Source organism: Pseudolactococcus plantarum (assembly GCF_002441715.1).
GTDB classification, from domain to species: domain Bacteria; phylum Bacillota; class Bacilli; order Lactobacillales; family Streptococcaceae; genus Pseudolactococcus; species Pseudolactococcus plantarum.
This window is the reverse complement of record NZ_JXJX01000001.1, coordinates 1-24,772: the sequence shown is the minus strand read 5'-3', so window position 1 is coordinate 24,772 and position 24,772 is coordinate 1. Positions and strand designations below refer to the sequence as shown.

The following is a 24,772-nucleotide window of genomic DNA, read 5'->3' as shown; positions in this document are numbered from 1 at the left end:
TAGATGCTGTCTATGTTGAGCAGCCAAACATGATATAATAGACCGAGAGGTCTTTTTTGTTATGAAAGTTATCCACACAGATATTTACGGCGATCTACCTAATTTCTTAATCGATGAAGCGCGTGAGCAAATTAAGAGCGGCAAAAAAATTTTTTATATTGTGCCATCTTCACTTTCTTTTGAAAAAGAGAAGGAAATTTTGATGCGTTATAATAAGGGACAAGATGGTGCTTTATTTGATTTAACCGTGACAAGATTAAAACAGTTACCTTGGTATTTTGATAAAAATCAGGAAACAGATAACCAAACACTGTCGTCTGTTGGACTTGCCATGTTAATGCGGAGAACACTAAAGCTATTACCTGATAATAAAATTCCAACCTATCGCTTTATTAAAGAAAAGCAAGGGTTTATTGATCAATTAGTTGACTTATATCAAGAATTGATAACAGCTAATCTCACTTCTGATGATTTATTATTAACTAAACATAATCAAAAGAATATGGAACTCAAAGTCATACTAGATGAGTTTGAGTATCAGTTAGGCCACTTTTCAAATGAAAATAAATTGCAGCATTTTATTGAGTTATTACTCACTGATAAAGTGACAAGTGATTTACAGGATTATGTGTTAATTATTGAGGGATACTCTAGATTTTCAGCAGAAGAGATGATCTTAATTGATACGCTATCAACAAGAGTATCAGATATTGTTTTTGGTATCTATACCTCTAAACGAGCACTTAATTCAAGTTTTATTGAAGGAAATATCTATCAACAATCTATTGAATTAATTCGCAGTTTATCACAAAAATATGAGTTGACGCTCATTGATAAAAGTGTCAACAAAGATAAAAGTTTAGCAACAAATATATCCTTATTGATGGAAAAAGAATCTGATTTTAGTATTTCTGATAGTGATGTTTTACATGATGATGGTACAGTAGAAATTTGGCAGGTTGTCAACCATAAAGAAGAGATTGAACATGTTGCCAAACAAATTCGTCAACTTTTATTTACAGGTGTACAATATAAAGATATTTTAGTCTTACTAGGTGATATAAATGCTGATGCCATTTTACTACCCGAAATTTTTAAAACCTATGAGATTCCTTTTTTCTATGCGCAAGAAAAGTCAATGAAAGATCATCCCCTCATCGTACTCATAGAAGCGCTTGTAAAAATTAAAAAAAGTAATTATCGCCTACAAGATGTTTTGAGCTTATTAAAGACAAATCTTTACACAGCTGATAATATATCTGTAAACGATATTTACAAGTTTGAATACTATAGTTTACAACGAAATGTCAAAGGTGAAAGTAAGTTTAAAAAAACATTTGATCATGTCGAGGCAGAAAAAATTAGAGCATCATTAGTTGGTGAGCAGTCACCTTTACAGCTTTTATTGTCATCTAGGAAAAGTAAAGGGTTAACATGGGTAAAAAAATTTCAAGCATTTCTAGAAACAGGATTGATTCAAGCATCAGTCGAGCAGCTTTACGTTGATGCAGAAACAGCTGCAAATTTTGATAAGTCATCAGAACATTTGGAAGTCTGGAAATTGTTAATGACTGTTTTGGAAGAATTTACAGCTGTCTTCGGTTTAGAGTCACTTACCGTACAAGAATTTTTAGAGATCATTGAATCAGGGATTAAAAATGCTAGTTACAGGTTAGTACCTGCAAATGTAGATGTTGTGCAGGTCAAAGCCTATGACCTAATAGAACCTCATACAGCAGATTATGTTTTTGCTATTGGCTTGACACATGCAAATTTTCCAAAACAAAAACAAAATGTGTCTCTATTATCTGATGAAGAACGTGCAACAATCAATCAAAATATACGGGAGCATGGTCACATTAAATATATTGATGAGCCTGTGTTTATCAATACAAAAAAGAATAATTTTACAGCTTTACAACTTTTTAATACAGCTAATAAAAAATTAGTACTTTCAACACCACAACTCTATAGTAATGAGCAAAGTGAAACATCACAATTACTTAATTTTTTGATCAGTCGTGGCCTTGAACCAAAACTCAAACACGGTATCAATCTAAATGAGACGGTGGCACATATCGGTAATTATGACGGGTTGCTGGCTAATCTAGGTGAAATTCAAAGACAATTACTTGTTCATGCTGAACAGACTTTAGAGAAAAAGACGACGTCATTTTGGCTTAGTTTATTTAGAGTGATGACAAAGCATCCAGATTATCAATTCTTGTTATCAGCTGCTAAGACAGATCACTTAGCACAAAGACACATTCAATTACCAGTTATATCAGAATTATATCCAACTGATTTGAATGCATCAGTCTCAAGTTTTGAAAGTTTTTATAATTGTGAATATCAATACTTTATTAAGCAAACACTACACATAAGGGAATTTGAAAAGATAGACTTAGATTCAAGATTATCTGGGGCATATTTTCATGAAGTGTTTGAAAAAGTAATGAGAGATAGTCAAGGTGGTACACAAAATTTTGACAAGATATTGACACAAACGCTACATGAAGTTGATGATAAATATGCGACATACTTTACACGTGATGCAAGTAGTGAGTATACGCAAAAAAAACTTAAAGAAATTATCAAGCAAACAGCAACGATTATCAAAAAAACGATAGCTAATTCTGGTGTTCATTCATTGGCTTTTGAACAAGCATTTGGGTTTGAAAAATCTAATCTTGAAACTTATCAAGTCGCATTGCAACAAGATAAACAGTTGAATTTACGAGGACTAATAGATCGCGTTGATCATATCTTTAACGCTTTAGGTGCAGTTGACTATAAATCAGGTGATAAAAAATTTGATTTACAAGATGTTTACGATGGAACTAACTTGCAGTTTTTGACCTACTTAGATATTTTACGTCAAAATGCTAGTAAATTTAGTACTAGTCCAACGATCTGGGGTGCTTTATATTTACATCTACAGAATCCAACGATACCACTAAAATCTATTAACGATATCAAAGATATTCCTGATGAATTAAAAAAATTGATGAAGTATACAGGTTTTTTCAATGCGTCGCTTGCAGGTGATTTGAAAAATAATTTTGATGAGCTGTTTAATTTAGGTCAATTCACTAAAGACAATCAACCTTATAAAAGTAATGCTAACTTCTTTTCAGAGCAAGAAATATCATCGATGATTACGCATAATGAAACACTTTATAAAGCGGCAGGAGAGAAAATTTTATCAGGAAAAATTAACATCAATCCTACTGTTGTCAAACATCATGCTAAAGGGTGTCAATTTTGCCAATTTAAGAGTATTTGTGGGTTTGAACCAGATATTCATCTAGCATCTGGTAGACCAATTCACCAAAAATCAAAAGAAGAAATTAGAGAAACGTTATTAATGGGAGGTAAAGATCATGCGTCATCTCACTGATCTAGAAATAAAAGCACTACAAGATAATGAGTCTCAAAAGTCCTTGCCGAAAACCCCAGAACAAATTGAAGCTATCTATCGTACAGGAACAAATATCTTAGTCTCAGCATCTGCAGGGTCAGGAAAAACATTTGTCATGACTGAGCGTATTATTAATCTTATTTTAAATGGTATATCAGTTAAAAATTTATTTGTATCAACCTTTACAAATAAAGCAGCTACAGAGTTAAAAACACGGTTAGATAAAAAGATTAGAGAAACAAGGAATAACGTAGATGATCGTAAAAAAAGACATCTGTTGACAACGGCTTTACAAGAGTTACAATATGCTGACATCGGCACAATGGATAGTTTTACGTTAAAATTTCTTAAAGAACATTTTTATCTCAAAAATATAGATCCTAGCTTTAGACTATTAGTTGATAAAACAGAGCAAGATGTCATTAAACAAGAGCTATTTGATAAATTAGTAGAAGAGTCATTAGCTGGAAAAGGTGTCATCAGTAGAGAGCGTTTTATTAGAGTCATGGAGAATTTCTCGACTGATAGAAAAATAACGCCTTTCTATACTGTACTAGATAAGATTAATACGTTTGCTGACAGTTTAGAGAATCCTTTGAATTGGCTTCAAGACACGTTTATGACAGGGTTTTCTAAATATCAAAAATATACAGAGTTACCAGATAGATTTACAGACGGGTTACAAGAAAGTTTATCAGATATTTACAGGATACTTGAAGCAAATTTAGCTTCTGGATTAATTACAGGTAAAGCAAAAATAGCTAATACGCAAGAATTTCTAGGGAATTATGACTATCTTAGTAGCTGTCTAAAAGAAAAAAAATTCAAAGATTTTTTGACTTTATATCGAGAGTTAAAATTTCAGTTTGTACCGAATGCCAACAATAAAGACAATAGAGATGAGGGAGTAGAACTTCAAAAGAAAGAAATCAAAGCGTTAATTACGACTAATAAAGAACGGTTAGATGCTTTTGTTGAGTCTATCAAGCACCAAGAAATTATAGAAAACTATCATGATTTAGCTAAAGAATTGACAAGTGATTTACAAGAGATTGCTTTAGTGTTTTATCAAGCATACCACAACTATAAACTTGAACATGGTATGCTTGACTATGCGGATATTACACACTTGACGATAGAAATTTTACAGGAAAATGATACGTTAAGAACAGTTTATCAAACGCAATATTTTGAGGTGATGGTAGATGAATATCAAGATACTAATCACCTGCAAGAAGGCATGTTAAATCTGTTATCTAATGGTCATAATAAATTTATGGTTGGAGATGTTAAGCAATCCATTTATGGGTTTCGATTAGCAGATCCTGCATTATTTATGGCCAAATATGAGTCCTACCAGCGTGAAGATAGTGATGGTGTATTAATTAGACTAAAAGAGAATTTTCGCTCAAGACCTGAAGTGATTCAATTTACCAATGAAATTTTTAAAAGATTGATGGATAAAAATATTGGTGAAATGGTATATGGGGAAGCAGAATCACTAGTAGTTGGGAATACAGCATATCAAACAGATACATCAGATAGTTTAACAGCAGAATTACTGATTTATCAGGATCAAAAAGCTAAACCAGATGATGAGAATAGTTTGACATCAGATGAACTTGTCGTCACAGCACAAGAGATTTTAAAACTTGTAAAGAGTGGTGTCAACTACAAAGATATTGTTATTCTTGTCAGAAGTAAAACAAATAATAGTGAGATTGAACGTGTTTTACAGTCCTATAATATTCCCGTTGTGCTTGATGAAGGCAAGATGACTTATTTACAAGCAATGGAAGTATTGGTTATGTTAGATGTTTTAAGAGCGATTGATAATCCATTATTTGATATTTCATTTGTGTCACTTTTGAAGTCTCCATTGGTCAACTTTGATGAGAATGACTTGTCAATTATTAGTTTACAGGCTTCAAATGACGTTAGTTTTTATGAAAAATTGCAGTTGTCTATTGCAAAGACCGGGCTTAAACAAGAGTTAATACCCCAACAACTATTTTTGAAATTAACAGCTTTCATGACCAGGTTTGATCGCTGGACTAAGTTATCACGACAAGATAGTTTATATAGTCTAATTTGGCATATTTATCGTGATACACATTATTATGATTATGTTGGTGGGATGATTAATGGACAGCTAAGACAAGCTAATCTGACTGCTTTAGCAGATCGAGCTGCTGATTATGAGACGTCAGGATATAAAGGGTTATTTCAATTTATCAATATGATTGATAATTTTATTACGAGTAACAATGATTTGACTTCTGTTAATATCGCCCTGCCAACTGACTCTGTTCGTGTCATGACAATCCATAAGTCTAAGGGGTTAGAGTTTCCATATGTCTTTATTTTGAATTTCAATAAAAAGTTTAATACTAAAGAGTTATCAGGGGATTTGATTCTATCTCGAAAAAATGGTGCTGGTATTCAATTTACAGCGGATTTTAAGGACGAAATTGATACAGAATTTCCTTATGCACGCGTAAAAATGACTACCCTACCTCATCTTGCAAATAGTCTAGAAAAAGAGTATCAATCTCTAGCCGAGGAAATGCGGATGCTTTATGTCGCATTTACAAGGGCAGTCAATAAAATTTACATGATTGCTAAAATCGACGCAGCTAAAATAGATGATGCTGGTCAATTTATCCCTTATCAAACTGTGTCATTTGATCAAGCAGGTTTACTGGAAACAAGTATTAGGAAATCGAGTCAAGGTTATTTGCATTGGATTTTAGGTATCTATCAGGCGATGACAGTAAAAACATCATTAGGCCTTAAAGTACGCTTGGTAAGTGATGAAGCGTTACAGGATATGTCTATCGTGGATGAGGCACCTATGACTTCTTTTGAGACGTTATTAACAGCATCTCAAAGTTTTGATCATGTAATGGACACAATCGAAGACGTTAAGAAAGCTAAAAATATTTTAGAGTCAACTGATCAGCTAAATCAAAAATATCAAGCAGGTATACAATTACCAACAGTTCAGACACCTAGTCAGATTAAGAAACGCTATGAACAGTTACTACCTGAAAGTGATGTTGTGATCAATACACATCATAAGTATTCAAAATTTGAGTTTTTTCAAACTGATAATAAAGTATCAGCTACAGAGTTAGGTACTGCTGTACATGAGTTGATGCAATCTATTGATTTTACAAATGTTTCACGTGAAACATTAAAGCAGACAATTTCAAGGTTATCAGTGAAAGAAGCAGTCAAACAAAAGATTGATATAGATAAAATTTTAACTTTATTTACGACATCATTTGGGGAATTCATGGTAGCGAATGCTGATAAGATGACACGAGAAGCACCATTTTCGATGTTAAAAACAGACGAAGCTTCTGGTGAACAGTATGTGATTCGAGGCATTATAGATGGATTTATTAAATGTGATGATAAGATTGTTCTTTTTGATTACAAAACGGATCACTTTACAACATTAGATAAAATGAAGGAAATCAGCTCCCAATATCATATGCAAATGTCACTTTATGCAGAAAGTCTTTGTGCAGCTTTTAAGGTAGACCGTGTTGAAAAATACCTCATTTTATTAGGTGGACCAGAAAAAGTATTTATTGAAGCAATATAAAAAAAGAGCATCAGCTCTTTTTTATTTGCTTAAGTTCAAACTTACTTATTTTTAGAAATACGGCTGCAGCTATTATGCTAAGCAACATGACTTTTAGTAGCTGTAATAATCGATTTTCAACAATTAAGCTATTGTCACCAATTAGTAAAATTAGGCTCATTGCTAAGAGTGCGACATAAAATCGTTTAGTTAATAAAGTAAGCGGGTGTATTTTACTGTAGCACATATAAAGCAAGGCAACGACTAACAAGCTAAACAGACTAGATAATGACGCACCAAGAATGCCATAAGCAACAGTTAGAGGATAAACGGTTAATAATTTAAGACATAAGCCAACCAGTAATATATAACCCGATGCTTTATTTTTATGTTTTAAAAATAAAGCATGATGATATAGTTGGATCATAGAAATAAGCGGAATTTGAAGGATAAAAATTTGTAAGCTTAACGCATGACTATGACTTTTAAATAAGATATCATTCATTGTTGGTAATAGAATAAATAAGCCTGTTGTGATCGTAACCGATAACAGGATAACAACATGCCAAATTTTTCTAGGGATATGGCCTTTTTTTGAAAGCCTTGGTAAGGCATCAGTCAAAATAGAGGTTGTAATCACAAGTCCTAATTGTAAAAAAGGTTGACCTCTATCATAAACGCCTTTTAGTTTTTCAGCTGCATTTGAGCTCATAGGCTGTGATATATTCATCAGCGCATGCTTGACAAAAAAGACATCGATCATTTGCAACAACAGCATGTAAACCATGAAAAAAGTGAAAATTAGTGAAGATATCCCAAATTTTTTTATAATATTGAGTTTAGCTGCTAATAAAAAGAAGTTAGTAAACAACTGTTTTAATTGTAAAGGAGTTGTAACGATCAAGTAAACTAATGAACATAGTCCACCTACAAAGGATCCTAACATCGCTAGGAAAGAAACTGTGTAAATATTAGGGGAGAATTTAAGAAAAGATGCAGCTGCCAAGATAATCAAAACCACTCTAAACACTTGCTCTATAATTTGAGAGATAGCAGTTTTTCCCATTTGATGACGACCCTGTAAAAGACCTCTGTATAAAGATAAAAAAGGGACTAGTAACAAAGGTGATATGGCCATGACCAAAGGTGAGGCTAGTTTTTCTTGTCCCATTAATTTAGCAATGGGCTGACTAAAAATTGTCAAGATGACAAAACTAGCAAAAGATAAGAGTAAAGAGAGCTGGAAAAATTGTTGTGTATCTAGCTCTGGTTCATCTGATCTGTGTATTAAACTAGATAAAAAATTGGGTAAAGCAACTAATGACAGTGTGGTTATGATTGAATAGAAAGGGTAAACTTGTTGGAAAGCATAGAAGCCTTGATCTCCAACTAGATTTTGATAAGGAAAACGGTATAGTGCAGCTAAAATCTTGGATATGAATCCTGCTATAGCAAGGATACCTGCACCTTTAAACGTATTAGCTAGCAGTCTTTTCATTTGATTTCTCATCTCTTATATGACTTAAACGTTCTGTAAAGGACATGAGTTGAGATAAGTATACAGCTTGTGATATATTTCTAACATCAAATCTTAACATCATCTGTCCCCTCTCTTCACCAATTTTAGCTTTTAAATTTGTTTTGGATAACGCATCAAAGTAATCTTGTGGCATAAAATAGTTGTTAGCCTGTTTACTCATACTATACACGATAGTGTTAAGTTTAAGCTCTATCTTGTCAACTAGTGAATGATCAGCAAAGTATTTCAATAAACCAATTTCTAATAAATAGGCGACAGTATCAGGGTACTCTCCAAATCTATCAATTAATTCATCTTGTAAATCTTGATAGTATGCACGACTTTCAATCTCTCTGATACGTTTGTAAATTTCAATTTTTTGCCGTTGATCACTAATATAGGTTGAAGGCAAGAAAGCATCAATAGCTAGGTTAATTTCTGTGTTCGATTTTTTGGCTTTTCCAGTTTTACCTAAACGTTTATTTACGGCTTCTTCTAAAAGTTGTGTATATAAATCAAACCCAATTGAATCAATAAAACCGGATTGTTCAGCACCCAGGATATTACCTGAGCCACGAATTGACAAATCCCTCATGGCAATTTTAAACCCTGACCCTAATTCTGTAAAGCCTTTAATTGCTTCTAGTCTTTTTTCAGAAACATCAGATAATGCCTTATCAGGTTGATACATGAAATAAGCATATGCTACTCTGTTAGAGCGTCCGACACGTCCACGCAATTGATAAAGTTGAGAAAGGCCCATCTTATCAGCATCCTCTACAAATAGTGTGTTAGCATTTGGAATATCAACACCAGTTTCGATAATCGTTGTGGCAACAAGTAAATCATACTCACCATTTATAAAATCAAGCAAGGTATTTTCTAGTTGTATTTCACTCATTTGTCCGTGTATATAACTAACTCTTGCTTCTGGGATCAGCTCAGAAATTTGCGACACTTTTTGTTCTATTGTGTCAACACGGTTGTAAATGTAAAAGACTTGTCCACCACGAGAAATTTCTCTTAGGACAGCATCTCTAAGCACACTTGGGTTTGTCTCCATCACATAAGTTTGGACTGGATAACGATTAGTTGGTGGTGTTTCTATAACTGATAAATCTCTGATTCCCATCATTGACATATGTAGCGTTCTAGGGATTGGTGTTGCTGTTAGTGTCAATACATCAACCTGAGTTTTGAGCTCTTTAAGTCTTTCTTTATGCTTGACACCAAATCGCTGTTCTTCATCAATTATCATTAACCCTAAATCAAAAAAGACGACATCTTTGGATAATAAACGGTGTGTCCCAATGATTAAATCAATTCTATCTTTTTTGAGTTTTTCCAGAATATCCGTTTGTTCTTTTTTGGTTTGAAATCTAGACATAACAGCAACGTTAACACCAAATTCATTAAACCGTTCTTTAAAATTATTATAATGTTGTTCTGCTAAAACTGTAGTGGGTACTAAGATAGCAACTTGTTTATGATTATTGATTGCTTTAAAAGCAGCACGCATCGCTACTTCTGTTTTCCCAAAACCAACATCTCCGACCAATAATCGATCCATCGGTCTTACGCTTTCCATATCCTTTTTAATCTCATTAACGGAGCGTAGTTGATCGTCTGTTTCAGTATAGGCAAACGCTTCATCAAACTCTTGTTGACTTTGATCATCAGGTAAAAATGCATACCCTTTTTGACTTTCTCTCATCGCATATAGTTTAATCAAGTCCTCAGATATATCTTCAATTTGCTTACTGACAGTTTTGACAGTGCGTTTCCATCGGCCATCATTAAGTTTATTAATTTTAGGTGCTTTGCCTTCACCTGCTGAGTATTTTGTAAGTAAATCGACCTGCTCTACCGGTATAGAGATCGTATCATTGTTTTGATATTGGATCGTTAGGTAATCTCTATGCATATTTGCAATTTCAATCGTCTCTAATCCAAGATATTTACCGATACCATGTGTTTGATGGACGACAAAATCACCAACTTCAAGCTCATTGTAATCTTTGAGTCTCTCTGCGTTGGTAATATTTAGTCTTTTAGTACGTCTTTTTTTGTTTTTACCAAAAATCTCTTTTTCTGTGATAAATACAATTTTTTCATCCAACAGATTAAACCCATTTGTCAAGTTCATGTTGACAATGTTAACTTTGGATTTTTGGATATTTGATTCACTAGCTAATGTAAACGGAGTGTCAATTTCTAGTAAACCATCTGTCAATTTACGTTGTTTATCGCTAGAAATTGTCAAAATAACCGTATAGTTGAGCTTTGTGAGATGTTCTAATTCAATTTTTAACAAAGATAGCTGACCAAAAAAAGATTGCATCGTATGTTGATTAAAATTATGCAACTGGTCAAACTTCAAATTACCAAGACCTTTTTGAAAATTAGAAAAGAAAGTGGCAGGTTTGTATTGTCTTAACTGGTGGATGACATCGAATTGGTATGTCATACCGTCAATGGAACGATTTAATATTTTTTCTGATAGGCCGAATTCAGCAGTTTCTTGCGCTGTTTTATGATTCATTTCAGTAATTTTTTGAAAATCATCAATAAATAGTTGTGTATGATTCGGAATATAATCTAGTAAAGTCCATTGTTTCTCATAAAAGAACTCACTAAATTTTCTTAAATCGGGATGATAATAGTGATGTTTTGCAGCTGCGATTAATTCTTCAAAGTATGACTTTTGTTTATCATTTTCATAGGTGATACTTGATAATTTGTTGGTTCCTCTTTCAAAATCTGTTTGGCTCAAGATAAAGTCAGAAGCAGGGGTAATTGTTATCGTGTTGATTTCTTGTAATGAGCGTTGTGAGTCAATATCAAAAAAACGGATACCATCAATCTCATCACCAAAGAATTCAATTCGGATAGGATTCTCCGCATTTAAAGGATAGATATCTAAAATATCTCCTCTTTTAGAGAACTCACCAGGACTCATGACACGTTGTACTGCTTCAAAAGATAGCGTTGATAACTGAGTGGAAATTTCAGTAATGTCACATTCTTGACCAATAGTAAAGGTGATGTTGCATGAATTAAAGTAATTAGGATCCGGTAATAGGTTACGTAATGCAAAAATTGGTATAATTAAAAAACCAGTTGCGGAGTTATCTTGTAGAAAACCAAGTGCATCTAGTCTATAGGCAATTCTTTCTTTACTAGCGATTGCATACTCTGCAAAAATATTATCATCAGAAAAATATTGGAATACATTTTCTTCACCTATGAATTCTGATAAGTCATTATATAATTCACTTGCATGGTATTGGTTATCTGTGATGACAATTATTTTATCAGGGTTATTGTTAAAGGCGCTAGCCATGATAAATGATTTTATTGTACCTTGTATACCCGTGAAAAGCGTACGCGATGTTTTGTTAAGGTTACGATACCAATTCGTTAGTACTTGGTTGGTATCAAACAAATCTGTAAGTTTCATCCGTTAAATTGGTTTCCTGTCTGATTAAAATCATTGGTTTTAATAAATGCTTGTAATGCATCTGTTGCCCGCATGATACCTAGTTCAGCCGTGTCATTATCTTCTTTATCAAATCTACTCAGTACATGATTAACAACAGTCATCCCGTTTTTAGGTCTACCAATACCAATTTTTATGCGATTAAACTGCTGGGTATTGAGATGTTGTGAGATCGATTTGATACCATTATGCCCACCTGCAGAACCTTTTTGACGTAATCTTAATTTGCCTACGGGCATATCTAGATCGTCATAGACTACAGTCATATCTTCAGCTACTAATCCATTATAAGCTAAAATGGGTTTAACAGCTTTTCCTGAATCATTCATAAACGTAACCGGTTTTACTAGAATGATTTTCTCACCATCAACAAAAGTGCTAGCGACATCTGACATGAATGTCTTATCTCTTTTAAAGGCAACATTTAATTGAGCTGCGATCGTATCTAAAACATCAAATCCAATATTGTGTTTTGTATGTGTATATTTATCACCAGGATTACCGAGTCCTACAATTAGTTTTGTCAAGTTTACATTCTCCTTTACATCAACTTTACTTATCTGTAAATTATGTAAACGTCAAAAAAGACTGAAATAAAAATTTCAGCTTTTTCGACGCTTAGACATTAAAACGAAATTCCAAGATATCACCATCTTGGACGATATATTCTTTACCTTCTTCTCGAAGACGACCAGCTTCTTTGACAGCTTTTTCAGAGCCGTACTTAACTAAATCATCATAAGACATGGTGACAGCACGGATAAATCCTTTTTCGAAATCACTATGAATGATACCAGCAGCACCTGGTGCTTTGATACCACGCTTGAAAGTCCAAGCACGAACTTCTTTTTCTCCTGCTGTAAAGTAAGTGCCAAGTCCGAGTAAATGATAAGCCACTTGTGTCAACTTGTCAATACCGGATTCAGTAAGTCCGATAGCTTCCAGAAATTCTAATTTTTCATCTTGATCTAGTTCTGCAATTTCTTCTTCAACACGCGCAGAAATCACGACTGTATCAGCATTTTCTGTTGTTGCAAAATCACGAATTTGTTTGACATAAGCAATGTTTTCAGGATCTCCGACAGCATCTTCTGATACGTTTGCAACGTATAAAACAGGTTTAGTGGTGAGTAGAAAGAGTGATTTTACAACTTTTAACTCATCATCTTCAAAGGCAACTGTTCTAGCAGATTTACCTGCTTCGAGTACAGGTTTGATTTTTTCTAAGACTTTAAACTCTAAAACAGCGTCTTTATCTTTTTGTGTACGGGCAATTTTTTCAACACGCGCATAGCGTTTGTTAATAGAATCTAAATCTGCTAAAATTAATTCTAAATTAATGGTGTCGATATCTGCTAGTGGATCGACGAAATCACTTTCACGACCTTGCTCTCGCATCACGTTTTCATCATCAAACGCACGGACCACGTGGATAATCGCATCTACTTCGCGAATATTGGCTAGAAATTTATTACCAAGTCCTTCACCTTTTGATGCACCTTTAACAATCCCTGCAATATCTGTAAATTCAAAAGTAGTTGGGATAGTCTTTTTGGGTTTGATCAATTCTGTAATTTTATCTAAACGTTTATCAGGTACTTCAACTGTACCAACATTTGGATCAATTGTGGCAAATGGGTAATTAGCTGCTTCTGCCCCTGCTTGTGTGATTGCGTTAAATAGTGTAGATTTACCTACGTTAGGTAGTCCGACAATTCCTGCTGTTAAAGCCATAGTATAGTTGTTATATCTATTTTAAAACAAACAAATAGATATAAACTCCTTTCTTAATTCAAAACTTTTTTCAATTTTTTGTTAAACTCATTTCTTGGCATCATGACAAGGTGATCACAGTTAGTGCAACGTATTTTGATATCTGCACCTAAACGTAGAATTTCCCAATGATTAGCTTTTTTTCCAGTTGCTTTAACTAGACAAGCATGAGGTTTTTTCATTTCAACAAAATCACCTAAATTGTACATTAGTCCCTCCGTAAGCCCGAAACATTTTCATTATATTTTAACAAAATACTGGTGAAAAGACAACTCGTGCCAAGCTTGGTAATCTTATTGCTAGTCGTTTTAAGGATTAGTCTTATACGATGTGAGTAAAAAAATGATGCAGAAGACAAAGTAGGTTAACTCATCTGTTCTTAATTTGTGTAGGTGAGGTTTGGCGATACTTAAATCAACAGGATATACAGATACGTCAGTACCTGATAACTGTTAATAGGTCTTATAAACAAAGGTTTTTTAAAATATCTGATTGTACAATTTAGGTCAAGATATGCTATAATGTATGCTATGAGATTAGACAAATATTTAAAAGTTTCTAGAATAATAAAAAGAAGAACGGTTGCTAAAGAGGTCGCTGATAAAGGACGTATCAAACTGAATGGACTGTTAGCTAAAAGTTCATCAGATGTTAAATACAATGATGTCGTAACGATTGCTTTTGGTAATAAAATCTTGGAAGTTCGCGTATTGGATATGAAAGACTCTACAAAAAAAGAAGATGCTGATAAAATGTATGAAATTTTATCAGAGACTCGTGTAGAGTCATAATCTTATTTATAGCAGTTATTTTCAAATTAATATGATGAAAAGGAGAGTAGTCATCGCTAATAAAAAAATAGTCAGATTAAATAATGAGTATACAACTCAGCAATTAAATCAGATGCAAGAAGTGACCCATAAGAATCCTAAACGACGTTATTTAGCGATGATTTTGATTGTGATTATCTTAGTTATGATGTTACCTACGATTAATTTAATAAAATCATATCAAGTTTTGCAAAGTCGTCGTACTTTAAAAATAAAATCTGAAAAACAGTCTGCTCAACTAGATCGTCAACTTGCTATTAAAAAAGCAAATGTTGACAAATTGCAAGATCCTACTTTTATTGAAAAATATGCAAGGGCAAAATATTTGTACTCAAAAGATGGCGAGAAGGTATTTCCTATCTCTGAGTTATCTGATGGTGGGGTTACAGATAAAAAATGATTGGTTATGTGAAAAATATTTCCCGTTTTGGTGTGTTTATCACAATAGCTACATCAGAAATATCAGAAGATGACCTATTAAGTTTAGGTCATCTTTACGTTGAAAAACAAGATAGGTTAACAGGATTGTTAAGATGGTCAGAAATACCATCTGGTGAAAAATTTTACAAAAATGAAACACTTCATAATCTTAAAATTAAACTGATACGAGAAGATAAAAAAATAGAACTATCTCTAATTTCAGAAGATTTTTTAGAAAAATTTGAACATAAAATAGCTACTACTTTGGAAACATTGAAAGTATTACAAATTAAAAATCAAAAAGTCAGAGATTTATGAAGATGATAGATAAGGTTTTAGATAATGCAAGACAAGATAAAAAATAAGATAAACTATTTAACGCGTTGGCTTGTTTTTGGCATGATGATTTTACCAGCAGTGCTCCCATTTCCTAAAATGCTCACCGTGGAGAGTATGACAAATTTGGGTAATACAAAAGCGGCAACCCAAAGTTTAAGTGATAAAACTTGGTCTACCATCCCAAAATCTGCAGTGAATGTCAAAGAGATACAATCGTATACTGATTTGGGTATGACTATTAAGGGACCCAAAATTCCTGCTAAGACGCATTTAAAAATCATCGGTATATCGCCTAAGGCCCTAAGCTTAGCAGATGGTAGTTTTGTTGCAAATACGCAAACAGATATTATTTCTGATGTCGTAACTTCAATGAAAGATTCTAATCAAACAGTATATTTGATATCAGATACAGAGATACTGAAAAAGCCATTTACAACTTTTGACAATGAAAGTTACAAAAAGACGACAAAAGGTGATCGTTTTAAAGCAAGTAAGATAGCCATAACAAATTGGGGAACTTATTATGGCGTATCGCTTGATGATGGTAAAGAAGGTTGGATTAGTGCTGATCAAGTAACAACTAAGAACCCTAAATTAGATGCTGTACAGACAATGCTCAATCAAAAGTACAACCGAGATAACTTGTCAATATATGTAAAAGATCTTGACAGTGGATTTACATCTGGTGTCAACTCTTCTAAAATGATGTATTCAGCAAGTTTGAGTAAGTTACCAATTCTTTACTGGACACAAAAAAAGATTATTGAGGGCAAGATAAGTCTGTCTGATCAATTAAGTTACAACGTGCTAGTCAATTCGTTTACGGGTGCCTTTCAAACTGAAGGGACAGGTTTTCTACCAAAAACTGCCGATAATCAGTCTTATAGTCTGTTAGATTTGATCAATCGCACTGCAAAAAATTCAGATAATGTGGCGAGTAATATGCTTGCTTATTATGAAACGAACCAATTTTCAAACGATTTCCAATCTGAAATCACAACAATTTCAGGTCAGAGTTGGAATCCAGTCGAGAGGGAAGCTTCCTCAGAAATGGTCGGACGTGTATTAGAGGCACTATATCATGAAGGTGGCGTAAGTTTTGATGCTTTGGTAGGGACAGATTTTGATGCACAAAGAATTCCGGCTAATTTACCTAAAACAGTAAAAGTCGCGCATAAAATTGGAACCGCAGATGAATTCAACCATGATGCCGCTGTTATATTTACTGATACGCCATATATTTTAGTAATAGAAACGAGTAACAGCACAGGTAATGACGTATTAGCAGACATATCAAAAGATGTTTATGAGGTGATGAAGTGACAGCATATCAAAAATTTTTAACTCTCGTTGGTGAGGCAGGTCACTTTGATCAACACAATCATGTGTTGATTGCAGTTTCTGGTGGCATTGATTCAATGACTTTGTTTGATTGGTTATATGAAGCTAAAGATGCACTAGGAATTAGCTTAAGTGTTGCGCATGTTAATCATAAGCAAAGACCAGAATCAGATATTGAAGAAAGCCAATTAAGCGAAAAAATGAAACGTTTAAAGATACCTTTTTACTCTGCTGAATATGTAGGTGCTTTCTCTGAGGAAAAAGCAAGAGAGTTTAGGTATCATTTTTTTGAGACGATTATGACAGAACATACTATTTCAGCATTAGTGACTGCACATCACAAAAATGATCTGATAGAAAATTTTTTGATAAGACAGATACGTGGCTCTCGTTTACGTCATATGACAAGTATGAAATCCGTTCAATCTTTTGGCCCCTCAATTGCACATTTGGAACTGATTAGACCTCTTTTATCTTTTGAAAAGTCAGAGTTTGAAACGACAGACTATTTTGAAGACGCATCTAATGCTGAGAACACGTATTTGAGAAATCGTGTGCGAAACTTGTACTTACCTGCGTTTGAAAAAGAAAACCCAAAGTTTTCGGATCATTTAGCAAGTCTGATAGCAGAAATCAATAAGGCGATGACTGTGGTGAGTTATAGTGCTAGAGCTTTTTCAGGTGCTGAAAAAATTGATTTGATCGAATTTGGTCGTGAATTATCTGAGATGCAGTACTTTATTTTACAAGAGTATATCAGTCAATTTCCTTTGTTAGAAGTTTCCAAAGCTAAGTTTGATGAACTATTACATATCATTAATCGTGAAGGACAATACTTCAATGCCATCTCAGCTCATTATAATTTTGTAAAAGACCGTTACTACTTTTACATCGAAGAAAGCTCAAATTCGACTGAATTTGAAACATCTCTTACGCCATTTGTAGAAGGTGAATATAATCAAGTAGACCTACCAAATCAAGGACAGATAGTTATTAGAAAACGTGAACCTGGTGATCGTGTACAAGTCAACGGTATTGATAAAAAAATACGTCGATACTTTATTGATAACAAGATAGCATTAAAAAAACGTGGGAATCCTTTGGTTGTTGTCAATGATCAAATTTATGGGGTGTTAGATGTTCTTGTTACTGATTTGAGTAAATCGCTGAAACATGCTAAAATAAAAAGAACACTTTATTATAGGGAAAAGAGATAGTGCAGCCATGTTAGAAAAAACAATTAAACAAGTTTTAGTAACTGAAGATGAAATTTGTGAGAAATCACGTGAAATTGGTCGTATTTTAACTGAGGAATATAGCGATAAAAACCCTCTTATGGTTGCCATTTTAAAAGGATCAGTACCTTTTTTTGCAGAGCTAACCAAACGTATTGATACACATATTGAGATGGATTTTATGGTCGTTTCAAGTTATCATGGTGGTACAAGTTCATCAGGTGAAGTCAAGATGGTAAAAGATTTGGACACATCTGTTGAAGGTCGCGATATCATTATCGTTGAGGATATCATTGATACTGGCCGAACACTTTTATATTTAAAACAACTACTACTTCATCGTAAAGCAAATTCAGTGAAGATTGTGACACTCGTCGATAAACCAGAAGGACGTGTTGTTGAGATTGAAGCTGATTATGTTGGGTTTAGCTTACCTAACGAATTTTTAGTTGGGTTTGGTCTTGATTATGATGAACATTTTCGTAATTTGCCTTATATTGGTATTTTAAAAGAAGAAATTTATCAAGATAAAGATTAAGTTAGCGCTATGAGATTCATTGTCTGAATGACTTAATATGAATATCAGTCTAAAGACTGATATTAGTCAAAACGGCTCTTAAATAATAGACATTTGTATCAAAATTTGTCATAATATTTGAATAAAATAAATTAGACAAGGGATTTATGAATAATAAAAATAAAAACACAGGATTTATAAAGAACTCATTCTTATGGGTCATTATGATAATTGTTGCGGTTGTTGGTTTCCAATACTTTTTTAAAGGTGCCAATAGTGACTCGGTTGACAAAGTGGATTACACAGCATTAGTTAAAAGTTTGAAAGCTGGTGAGATAAAAGAATTATCTTATCAACCTTCTGCTTCGTTAATCTCTGTATCTGGGGAATATAAAACAGCTAAAACAGTTAAATCTAATACAAACTTTTCTTTAATTCCTAATAAATCAAGTAAAGTAACAAAATTTACTAGCTTGATTTTGCCAACTGATACAACAATCAGTGATCTACAAAAAATAGCTGATAAAGAAAACGTTAAGGTATCTGTTAAAGCAGAAGCATCAAACGGAATCTGGCTAAGTATTCTGGGTTCTTGGTTACCTCTTCTATTAATGATAGGCTTCCTATACATGATGATGGGCGGCATGCGTGGTGGTGGTGCCAACGGTGGCGGCAACCCAATGAACTTTGGGAAGTCTAAAGCTAAATCGCAAGGTAAAGAAACGATTAAGGTTCGTTTTTCTGATGTTGCGGGATCAGATGAAGAAAAACAAGAGCTTGTTGAAGTTGTTGACTTTTTGAAGAATCCTAAAAAATATCATGCCCTAGGCGCGAGAATTCCTGCAGGTGTTTTACTTGAGGGACCTCCAGGTACTGGTAAAACATTACTTGCTAAAGCGGTAGCTGGCGAAGCTGGAGTACCATTCTTCTCTATTTCAGGTTCTGATTTCGTAGAGATGTTTGTTGGGGTTGGTGCATCTCGAGTTCGGGATTTATTTGAAAACGCCAAGAAAAATGCACCAGCTATTGTTTTTATTGATGAAATTGACGCTGTCGGTCGACAACGTGGCGCTGGTATGGGTGGCGGAAACGATGAGCGTGAACAAACACTTAACCAATTATTGGTTGAGATGGATGGTTTCAATGAAAGTAATGAAGCTGTCATCGTTATTGCTGCGACAAACCGTTCTGACGTGTTAGACCCAGCCTTATTACGTCCAGGTCGTTTTGACCGTAAAGTATTGGTTGGTGCACCAGATGTTAAGGGTCGAGAAGCTGTTTTACGTGTCCATGCTAAAAATAAACCGTTGGCAGATGACGTAAACTTAAAAGTGGTTGCGCAACAAACCCCTGGTTTTGTTGGTGCAGATTTAGAAAACGTCTTGAATGAGGCAGCGCTTGTTGCAGCTAGACGCAATAAAACACTTATCGATGCGTCTGATATCGATGAAGCAGAAGATCGTGTGATTGCTGGTCCTGCTAAGAAAGATAAACGTATCTCTGAACGTGAACGTGAAATGGTTGCCTATCACGAAGCAGGACATACAATTGTTGGTCTTGTTCTATCTAATGCAAGCTTCGTTCACAAAGTAACGATCGTCCCTCGTGGTCGCGCTGGTGGGTATATGATTTCTCTACCTAAAGAAGATCAATTCCTACTGTCTAAAGAAGATATGCAAGAACGTTTAGCTGGTCTTCTTGGTGGTCGTACTGCTGAAGAAATTATTTTCAATGCCATAACGACTGGTGCCTCAAATGACTTTGAACAGGCTACACAGCTTGCTCGTAGTATGGTGACTCAGTATGGTATGTCTGAAAGATTAGGTACTGTAACACTGGAAGGTAATTCTCAAGCTGTTTTTGTTGGTCGTGATTATGGTCAGACTAAAGGATATAGTGAATACACAGCTCAAGCTATTGATGAAGAAGTACGCAGTATTATTAATGAAGCACATCAAAAAGCACATGAGATTATTGAAAATCATCGTGAGCAACATAAAGCAATTGCGCTTGCTTTGTTAGAACATGAGACGCTGGATGCTAGCCAAATTAAGTCATTATTTGAAACTGGTAAGATGCCTAATACTGATGTTACAGAAGCAGAGGAAGTTGAACCATCAACATTTGAAGAGACTTTGAAGGCTGTAAACGAGCAAAACGATGAAGCATAAACAGAATGATTAAGTCATTTTAAAAGAAAAAATAGTCAATGAAAATCAGATATTTAGTCTGATTTTTTGTTTTTTCTATGGTATAATAATTTGACGTTACAGCTAAGGAAAAATAAAATGGCTCAAACTTTTAAAGAAAAATTAGCAGAGTTAGAGGCGAAAAGACGCTTAGATCTAACTCAAAATAAACAAGAAGATGATAATCATTTTTCTGATACATCTGAATCTGAACATAACTCTCAGATGGTTGATGTACCTATAAGAAAGAATAAACAGAATCCTTATATAAAATATAAAAAACTAAGTAGTCAAACACTAGCAATTATTGTTAGTCTTTTTGTGATTGTCTTAGCCTATCTGTATTCGACAGATGTGATTAGTTTTTCAAGTCAAGCAACCCAGGCATCATTGGACAAGTCTTTTGTTTATAAGGGTGGCTTAGAGAATGGACAATTTTCTGGTAATGCTGTTGTAACCGATAAATCTGGTAACCTATTAACAGCAAAATTTAAATCAGGAAAAATTAATGGTCCTGTCAACTATCAAAAAAAAGATGGGTATACTGTTAAGCAAACAACTGATAAAAACACGACTGTCGAGATGAAAGATCATACGGTTGTAAAAAGAAATGCTGATCAATTTGTAACAAAAACAACTCATTTTTCTTATACTGGAAATTGGCGATTTGCAGGAACATGGCAAGGCAATATGCTCTTTTCTAATAAAGCCAGTTATCAAGGAGATTGGGGACGCGGTTTACCTAACGGACAGGGAACTTACACCACTATCTTAGGTCAAACAATAACAAGTAAATTTAAGTCTGGAGTACCTCAAAATGAGAATTAGATGGTTTTCATTAGTTAGAATTATTGGCCTTGTTTTAGTATTACTATATCATTTTTTTGTCAAACAATTTCCTGGTGGCTTCATCGGGGTTGATATTTTTTTCGTATTTTCAGGCTATTTGATTACCTCATTATTTTTTATTGAGCTTGAAAAATCAGATGGATTTGATTTATTAAACTATTATAAACGGCGCTTTTTAAGGATATTTCCACCACTTGTTTTGATGATTGGTAGCATATTACCTTTCACATTACTGCTACCTTCTGATTTTCGGGCAAATCTAGCTAAGCAAGTAGCTGCAGCTATTGGTTTTGCAACGAACAGGTTTGAAATTTTATCTGGCTCATCATATGAAGCACAACAGACGCCGAAATTATTTGTTCATACTTGGACATTATCACTTGAATTTTTATTTTATCTGATTTGGGGTGTGCTATTATTTGCTATTGTGATGTTGCTGAGATATTTCAACAAGAATGGTAAACTTTTGCTTGGGTATACACGATTATTAGTGCTTCTGATTAGTTCTATCTTGATTATCTTTTCAATTATAAGGCTTCAAGTGACTTTTGATCCGAAATATTTAAGTTATAGCTACTTTTCTTTTGGCACACACATGTTTCCGTTTTTTATTGGTGCTATTATTTCTGTTTTTGTCGGCATTAAAATTGATACACATCAACGTGAAAAATTTGCTAATTATCCAATGAATAAATGGTTATTGTGGACAATTATACCCTTGTTCTGCTTGTTAGGTTTGACAATATTTGGTAAATTTGAAAGCATTTGGACGATTAGAACTAATCTTATTGCAGCGAGTGTGATTGCAGGTATCTTGATTATTCAGTTTCGCATACTAAACGAGCGTATAACTGTTGAAGAACCTAAAGTTTTGACGATGTTAGCTGATACATCTTATAGCGTGTATCTATTTCATTGGCCGGTTTGGTTGATTATATCTAACTTTATCCATCAAGTGTTTATAGCTGGTGTGTTAAGTTTTGTCGTTTCATTAGCGTGTGCAAGTTTTGTTTATTACTATGTAGAGCCGTATTTTCATGGAAAAGAACTGCCGACGTTTATGCGGCGTAAACTTTTTTATGTTGGTATTTTCGGGATAGGGCTTATGGGCTTGGCTATTGCCATTTCTGCTCCTAAAATATCTAAAATTGAACAAAGTATCAACGAAGCGCAAATTAGTAAAACAATGACAGATTTGAATCAACAAGGTATGTTGGCACAAAACTTAATTGACACAGGTAATGATATATTTGCAAATACGACTTGGGAAAATCCTACATTAGGATTTTCAACTAGTACAAATCCACAATCAACACAGGCAGTGTTGAAAGATGTGGCGACAGTATCGGATACTGTTTTAAATTCAACACAAACAGTTTTGGGAGATTCTGTTATGGTTGGTGTTGTGCCATATCTGACAACAATTTTACCAGATGCAGATATTGATGCTGAAGTCGGAAGAAACTATAATACTATTTATGATTTATTTGCAAAAAAACTCAAAGATCATACGCTAGGCCGTTATCTCATTATTTCGGCAGGAGCTAATGTTACAGATAACATGATTTCAGATGTGCAAAAAATTATTGACGAAAGTCCTAAGGGGACACGCATTGTTTTTGTTACGCCTTTTGATGGTAATAATATGACTGTAATAAATCAGTTTAACACGCAGTTATTAGATATTTCCAAAAAATATAAATGGGTACAATTGGCTGATTGGGCTACTTTCATTTCACCACAATCAAGTGAATTATGGGCAGATAAAATCCATTTTGGCGGTAAGCCGGATGTTTCAAGTCAGTATTTAGATTTAGTCGCTAAGAGCTTGAATAAGGTGTCAAAATCATCGGGAAAACCTTAACATTACGAATATATAACAATTTATGAAGAGTCTGTTACAGGGCTTTTTTTGATATCACTTCATGTTACACTATTAGTATATGTTTAATTTAAATAATAAAAAAATAAATCAAAGATTAAAGAATCTTTTGTTTCCCATGGTTATTGCCATAGGTTTGATTGGGTTATCATTTGGTATCACTGTGTTTCTTGTTTTTGGAAATGATTCAAAATATGAGGCTGATACACAAACAACACCCGTTAAAGTAAAAGAAGTAGTTTCTGTAGATGCTAAAAAATCTACGACAAAGGAAACGATTAAACAGATGTCAGTCACAAACCCTGTGCCTGAATCACCTACGCAGCTTGAACAAACATCTCAACCTGAGCAGAAAGAGCCAGCCGTACAACCTGTTATCGAAGATACTGATTTAGTTACCTATACTATAGCATCAGGCGATTCTTTATCAGGTATCTCAGAAAAATTTGGTACGACAATGCCATCTATTATGCAACAAAATAACATAGAAAATGCACAAGATATAGTTGCAGGACAAGTGCTTCATTTTTCTAAGTCATATGTTGTTAAAGAAGAAAGTACTCCTCCTGTCGTTACCAAAGTTGAGAAAGTAGAGACTGATGCTGTCCCACAAGAACAATCTTTACCAGCAGTTTCGGTTGACAACGGCAACAAAGTGGTTGCGGGAGGGTTGTCAAAAGAAGAAAGAACTTATGTTTTAACACAGTTACAATCACGTACAGGAGTACCTGCGAGTCAATGGGATTATATTATTTCAAGAGAGAGCGGCTGGATGCTGAACATTAAAAATTCACTTGGTTATTATGGTTTATTCCAATTATCACCAGGATATCGTGGATATGATGGTGGAGTAGCAGAACAAATCGAAGGTGCAATCTATTTATTTAATCACGGTGGTATGGCTCATTGGGCCTTATAAATCCAGTGTTTAAAAGGATTTACCAAGTTAAGTAAAATTTTTTTAAAAAAATGCTTGACGGGGACGTGGAATTACGATATAATTATTTTTGTTGCTGATTGAGGTATCTCAAAAAGTTAACAAACCCTGGTCCGTTGGTCAAGGGGTTAAGACACCGCCTTTTCACGGCGGTATCACGGGTTCGAATCCCGTACGGACTATTTATGGAGGATTACCCAAGTCTGGCTGAAGGGAACGGTCTTGAAAACCGTCAGACGTGTAAAAGCGTGCTAGGGTTCGAATCCCTAATCCTCCTTTAGGAACAATTCCTAATTATTTTTTATATGATTATCGCGGGATGGAGCAGCTCGGTAGCTCGTCGGGCTCATAACCCGAAGGTCGTAGGTTCAAATCCTGCTCCCGCAATATTTTTCTCAGAAGGTCCCGTAGTGTAGCGGTTATCACGTC

The 24,772-nt window shown here is 34.2% G+C and carries 17 protein-coding genes and 3 tRNA genes; 15 read left to right on the top strand and 5 right to left on the bottom strand.

Going from position 1 to position 24,772, the window contains the following annotated elements; translation table 11 throughout:
* Window positions 1-61 precede the first annotated feature (61 nt).
* Both rexB and addA read left to right on the top strand, forming a co-directional pair.
* Window positions 62-3,400, top strand: a complete 3,339-nt coding sequence (rexB, locus tag RU87_RS00100; protein ID WP_068159999.1) for an ATP-dependent nuclease subunit B — start codon at window positions 62-64, stop codon at window positions 3,398-3,400.
* On the top strand, window positions 3,384-7,034 hold the full coding sequence (gene addA, locus RU87_RS00095) for a helicase-exonuclease AddAB subunit AddA (RefSeq protein ID WP_068160001.1): 3,651 nt from the start codon (window positions 3,384-3,386) through the stop codon (window positions 7,032-7,034). The genes rexB and addA overlap by 17 nt, the downstream gene beginning before the upstream one ends.
* Before the next feature lie 10 nt (window positions 7,035-7,044).
* Here addA and RU87_RS00090 read toward each other — a convergent pair whose 3' ends face one another.
* The 5 genes from RU87_RS00090 to RU87_RS00070 form a co-directional block, all read right to left on the bottom strand.
* Window positions 7,045-8,511: an oligosaccharide flippase family protein gene (locus tag RU87_RS00090; RefSeq protein ID WP_068160002.1), complete on the bottom strand. Its 1,467-nt coding sequence runs from the start codon at window positions 8,509-8,511 to the stop codon at window positions 7,045-7,047.
* A complete protein-coding gene (mfd, locus tag RU87_RS00085) occupies window positions 8,492-11,992 on the bottom strand; it encodes a transcription-repair coupling factor (protein ID WP_068160012.1) in 3,501 nt (1,166 codons plus the stop codon). Before mfd ends, RU87_RS00090 begins: the two co-directional genes overlap by 20 nt.
* Complete coding sequence (gene pth / locus RU87_RS00080) at window positions 11,989-12,558, bottom strand: aminoacyl-tRNA hydrolase (RefSeq protein WP_068160034.1); 570 nt, start codon at window positions 12,556-12,558, stop codon at window positions 11,989-11,991. The genes mfd and pth overlap by 4 nt, the downstream gene beginning before the upstream one ends.
* A gap of 91 nt (window positions 12,559-12,649) precedes the next feature.
* Window positions 12,650-13,765, bottom strand: a complete 1,116-nt coding sequence (gene ychF / locus RU87_RS00075; protein ID WP_068160044.1) for a redox-regulated ATPase YchF — start codon at window positions 13,763-13,765, stop codon at window positions 12,650-12,652.
* Between the two features lie 53 nt (window positions 13,766-13,818).
* Window positions 13,819-14,013: a DUF951 domain-containing protein gene (locus tag RU87_RS00070; RefSeq protein ID WP_068160052.1), complete on the bottom strand. Its 195-nt coding sequence runs from the start codon at window positions 14,011-14,013 to the stop codon at window positions 13,819-13,821.
* A 321-nt stretch (window positions 14,014-14,334) separates the two neighbouring features.
* Between RU87_RS00070 and RU87_RS00065 the strand changes: the two genes are divergently transcribed.
* From RU87_RS00065 to RU87_RS00005, 13 genes are all read left to right on the top strand, one after another.
* The gene (locus RU87_RS00065; protein WP_068160127.1) at window positions 14,335-14,595 is read left to right on the top strand and encodes an RNA-binding S4 domain-containing protein; all 261 of its coding nucleotides are present in this window, start codon (window positions 14,335-14,337) and stop codon (window positions 14,593-14,595) included.
* A 31-nt stretch (window positions 14,596-14,626) separates the two neighbouring features.
* Entirely contained in the window at window positions 14,627-15,034 is a 408-nt protein-coding gene (locus RU87_RS00060) for an FtsB family cell division protein (RefSeq protein WP_082782113.1), read from the top strand.
* Complete coding sequence (locus RU87_RS00055; RefSeq protein ID WP_068160058.1) at window positions 15,031-15,372, top strand: hypothetical protein; 342 nt, start codon at window positions 15,031-15,033, stop codon at window positions 15,370-15,372. Before RU87_RS00060 ends, RU87_RS00055 begins: the two co-directional genes overlap by 4 nt.
* A gap of 24 nt (window positions 15,373-15,396) precedes the next feature.
* Entirely contained in the window at window positions 15,397-16,716 is a 1,320-nt protein-coding gene (locus RU87_RS00050; RefSeq protein WP_068160066.1) for a serine hydrolase, read from the top strand.
* Window positions 16,713-17,951, top strand: a complete 1,239-nt coding sequence (gene tilS, locus RU87_RS00045) for a tRNA lysidine(34) synthetase TilS (RefSeq protein ID WP_068160069.1) — start codon at window positions 16,713-16,715, stop codon at window positions 17,949-17,951. Before RU87_RS00050 ends, tilS begins: the two co-directional genes overlap by 4 nt.
* A 7-nt stretch (window positions 17,952-17,958) precedes the next feature.
* A complete protein-coding gene (gene hpt / locus RU87_RS00040; protein WP_068160070.1) occupies window positions 17,959-18,507 on the top strand; it encodes a hypoxanthine phosphoribosyltransferase in 549 nt (182 codons plus the stop codon).
* Between the two features lie 146 nt (window positions 18,508-18,653).
* On the top strand, window positions 18,654-20,657 hold the full coding sequence (ftsH, locus tag RU87_RS00035; protein WP_068160073.1) for an ATP-dependent zinc metalloprotease FtsH: 2,004 nt from the start codon (window positions 18,654-18,656) through the stop codon (window positions 20,655-20,657).
* 117 nt (window positions 20,658-20,774) lie between these two features.
* Window positions 20,775-21,503, top strand: a complete 729-nt coding sequence (locus RU87_RS00030; RefSeq protein ID WP_068160076.1) for an MORN repeat-containing protein — start codon at window positions 20,775-20,777, stop codon at window positions 21,501-21,503.
* Entirely contained in the window at window positions 21,493-23,388 is a 1,896-nt protein-coding gene (locus tag RU87_RS00025; protein WP_068160078.1) for an acyltransferase family protein, read from the top strand. The genes RU87_RS00030 and RU87_RS00025 overlap by 11 nt, the downstream gene beginning before the upstream one ends.
* 79 nt (window positions 23,389-23,467) lie before the next feature.
* Window positions 23,468-24,325 (top strand): LysM peptidoglycan-binding domain-containing protein, encoded by an 858-nt coding sequence (locus RU87_RS00020; RefSeq protein ID WP_082782114.1) that lies wholly within the window; start codon window positions 23,468-23,470, stop codon window positions 24,323-24,325.
* 128 nt (window positions 24,326-24,453) lie between these two features.
* A tRNA-Glu gene (locus RU87_RS00015) sits at window positions 24,454-24,525 on the top strand.
* A 5-nt stretch (window positions 24,526-24,530) separates the two neighbouring features.
* Window positions 24,531-24,620: transfer RNA gene (locus RU87_RS00010), tRNA-Ser, on the top strand.
* A gap of 36 nt (window positions 24,621-24,656) precedes the next feature.
* Window positions 24,657-24,730: transfer RNA gene (locus tag RU87_RS00005), tRNA-Met, on the top strand.
* Window positions 24,731-24,772 lie beyond the last annotated feature (42 nt).

Coding starts and splice junctions, on each gene's coding strand:
- mfd (WP_068160012.1), bottom strand. CDS start 11,992: ATGAAACTTACAGATTTGTTTGATACCAACCAAGTACTAACGAATTGG.
- RU87_RS00060 (WP_082782113.1), top strand. CDS start 14,627: ATGATGAAAAGGAGAGTAGTCATCGCTAATAAAAAAATAGTCAGATTA.
- RU87_RS00070 (WP_068160052.1), bottom strand. CDS start 14,013: ATGTACAATTTAGGTGATTTTGTTGAAATGAAAAAACCTCATGCTTGT.
- ychF (WP_068160044.1), bottom strand. CDS start 13,765: ATGGCTTTAACAGCAGGAATTGTCGGACTACCTAACGTAGGTAAATCT.
- rexB (WP_068159999.1), top strand. CDS start 62: ATGAAAGTTATCCACACAGATATTTACGGCGATCTACCTAATTTCTTA.
- RU87_RS00090 (WP_068160002.1), bottom strand. CDS start 8,511: ATGAAAAGACTGCTAGCTAATACGTTTAAAGGTGCAGGTATCCTTGCT.
- RU87_RS00050 (WP_068160066.1), top strand. CDS start 15,397: ATGCAAGACAAGATAAAAAATAAGATAAACTATTTAACGCGTTGGCTT.
- RU87_RS00030 (WP_068160076.1), top strand. CDS start 20,775: ATGGCTCAAACTTTTAAAGAAAAATTAGCAGAGTTAGAGGCGAAAAGA.
- RU87_RS00055 (WP_068160058.1), top strand. CDS start 15,031: ATGATTGGTTATGTGAAAAATATTTCCCGTTTTGGTGTGTTTATCACA.
- RU87_RS00025 (WP_068160078.1), top strand. CDS start 21,493: ATGAGAATTAGATGGTTTTCATTAGTTAGAATTATTGGCCTTGTTTTA.
- addA (WP_068160001.1), top strand. CDS start 3,384: ATGCGTCATCTCACTGATCTAGAAATAAAAGCACTACAAGATAATGAG.
- ftsH (WP_068160073.1), top strand. CDS start 18,654: ATGAATAATAAAAATAAAAACACAGGATTTATAAAGAACTCATTCTTA.
- hpt (WP_068160070.1), top strand. CDS start 17,959: ATGTTAGAAAAAACAATTAAACAAGTTTTAGTAACTGAAGATGAAATT.
- RU87_RS00065 (WP_068160127.1), top strand. CDS start 14,335: ATGAGATTAGACAAATATTTAAAAGTTTCTAGAATAATAAAAAGAAGA.
- RU87_RS00020 (WP_082782114.1), top strand. CDS start 23,468: ATGTTTAATTTAAATAATAAAAAAATAAATCAAAGATTAAAGAATCTT.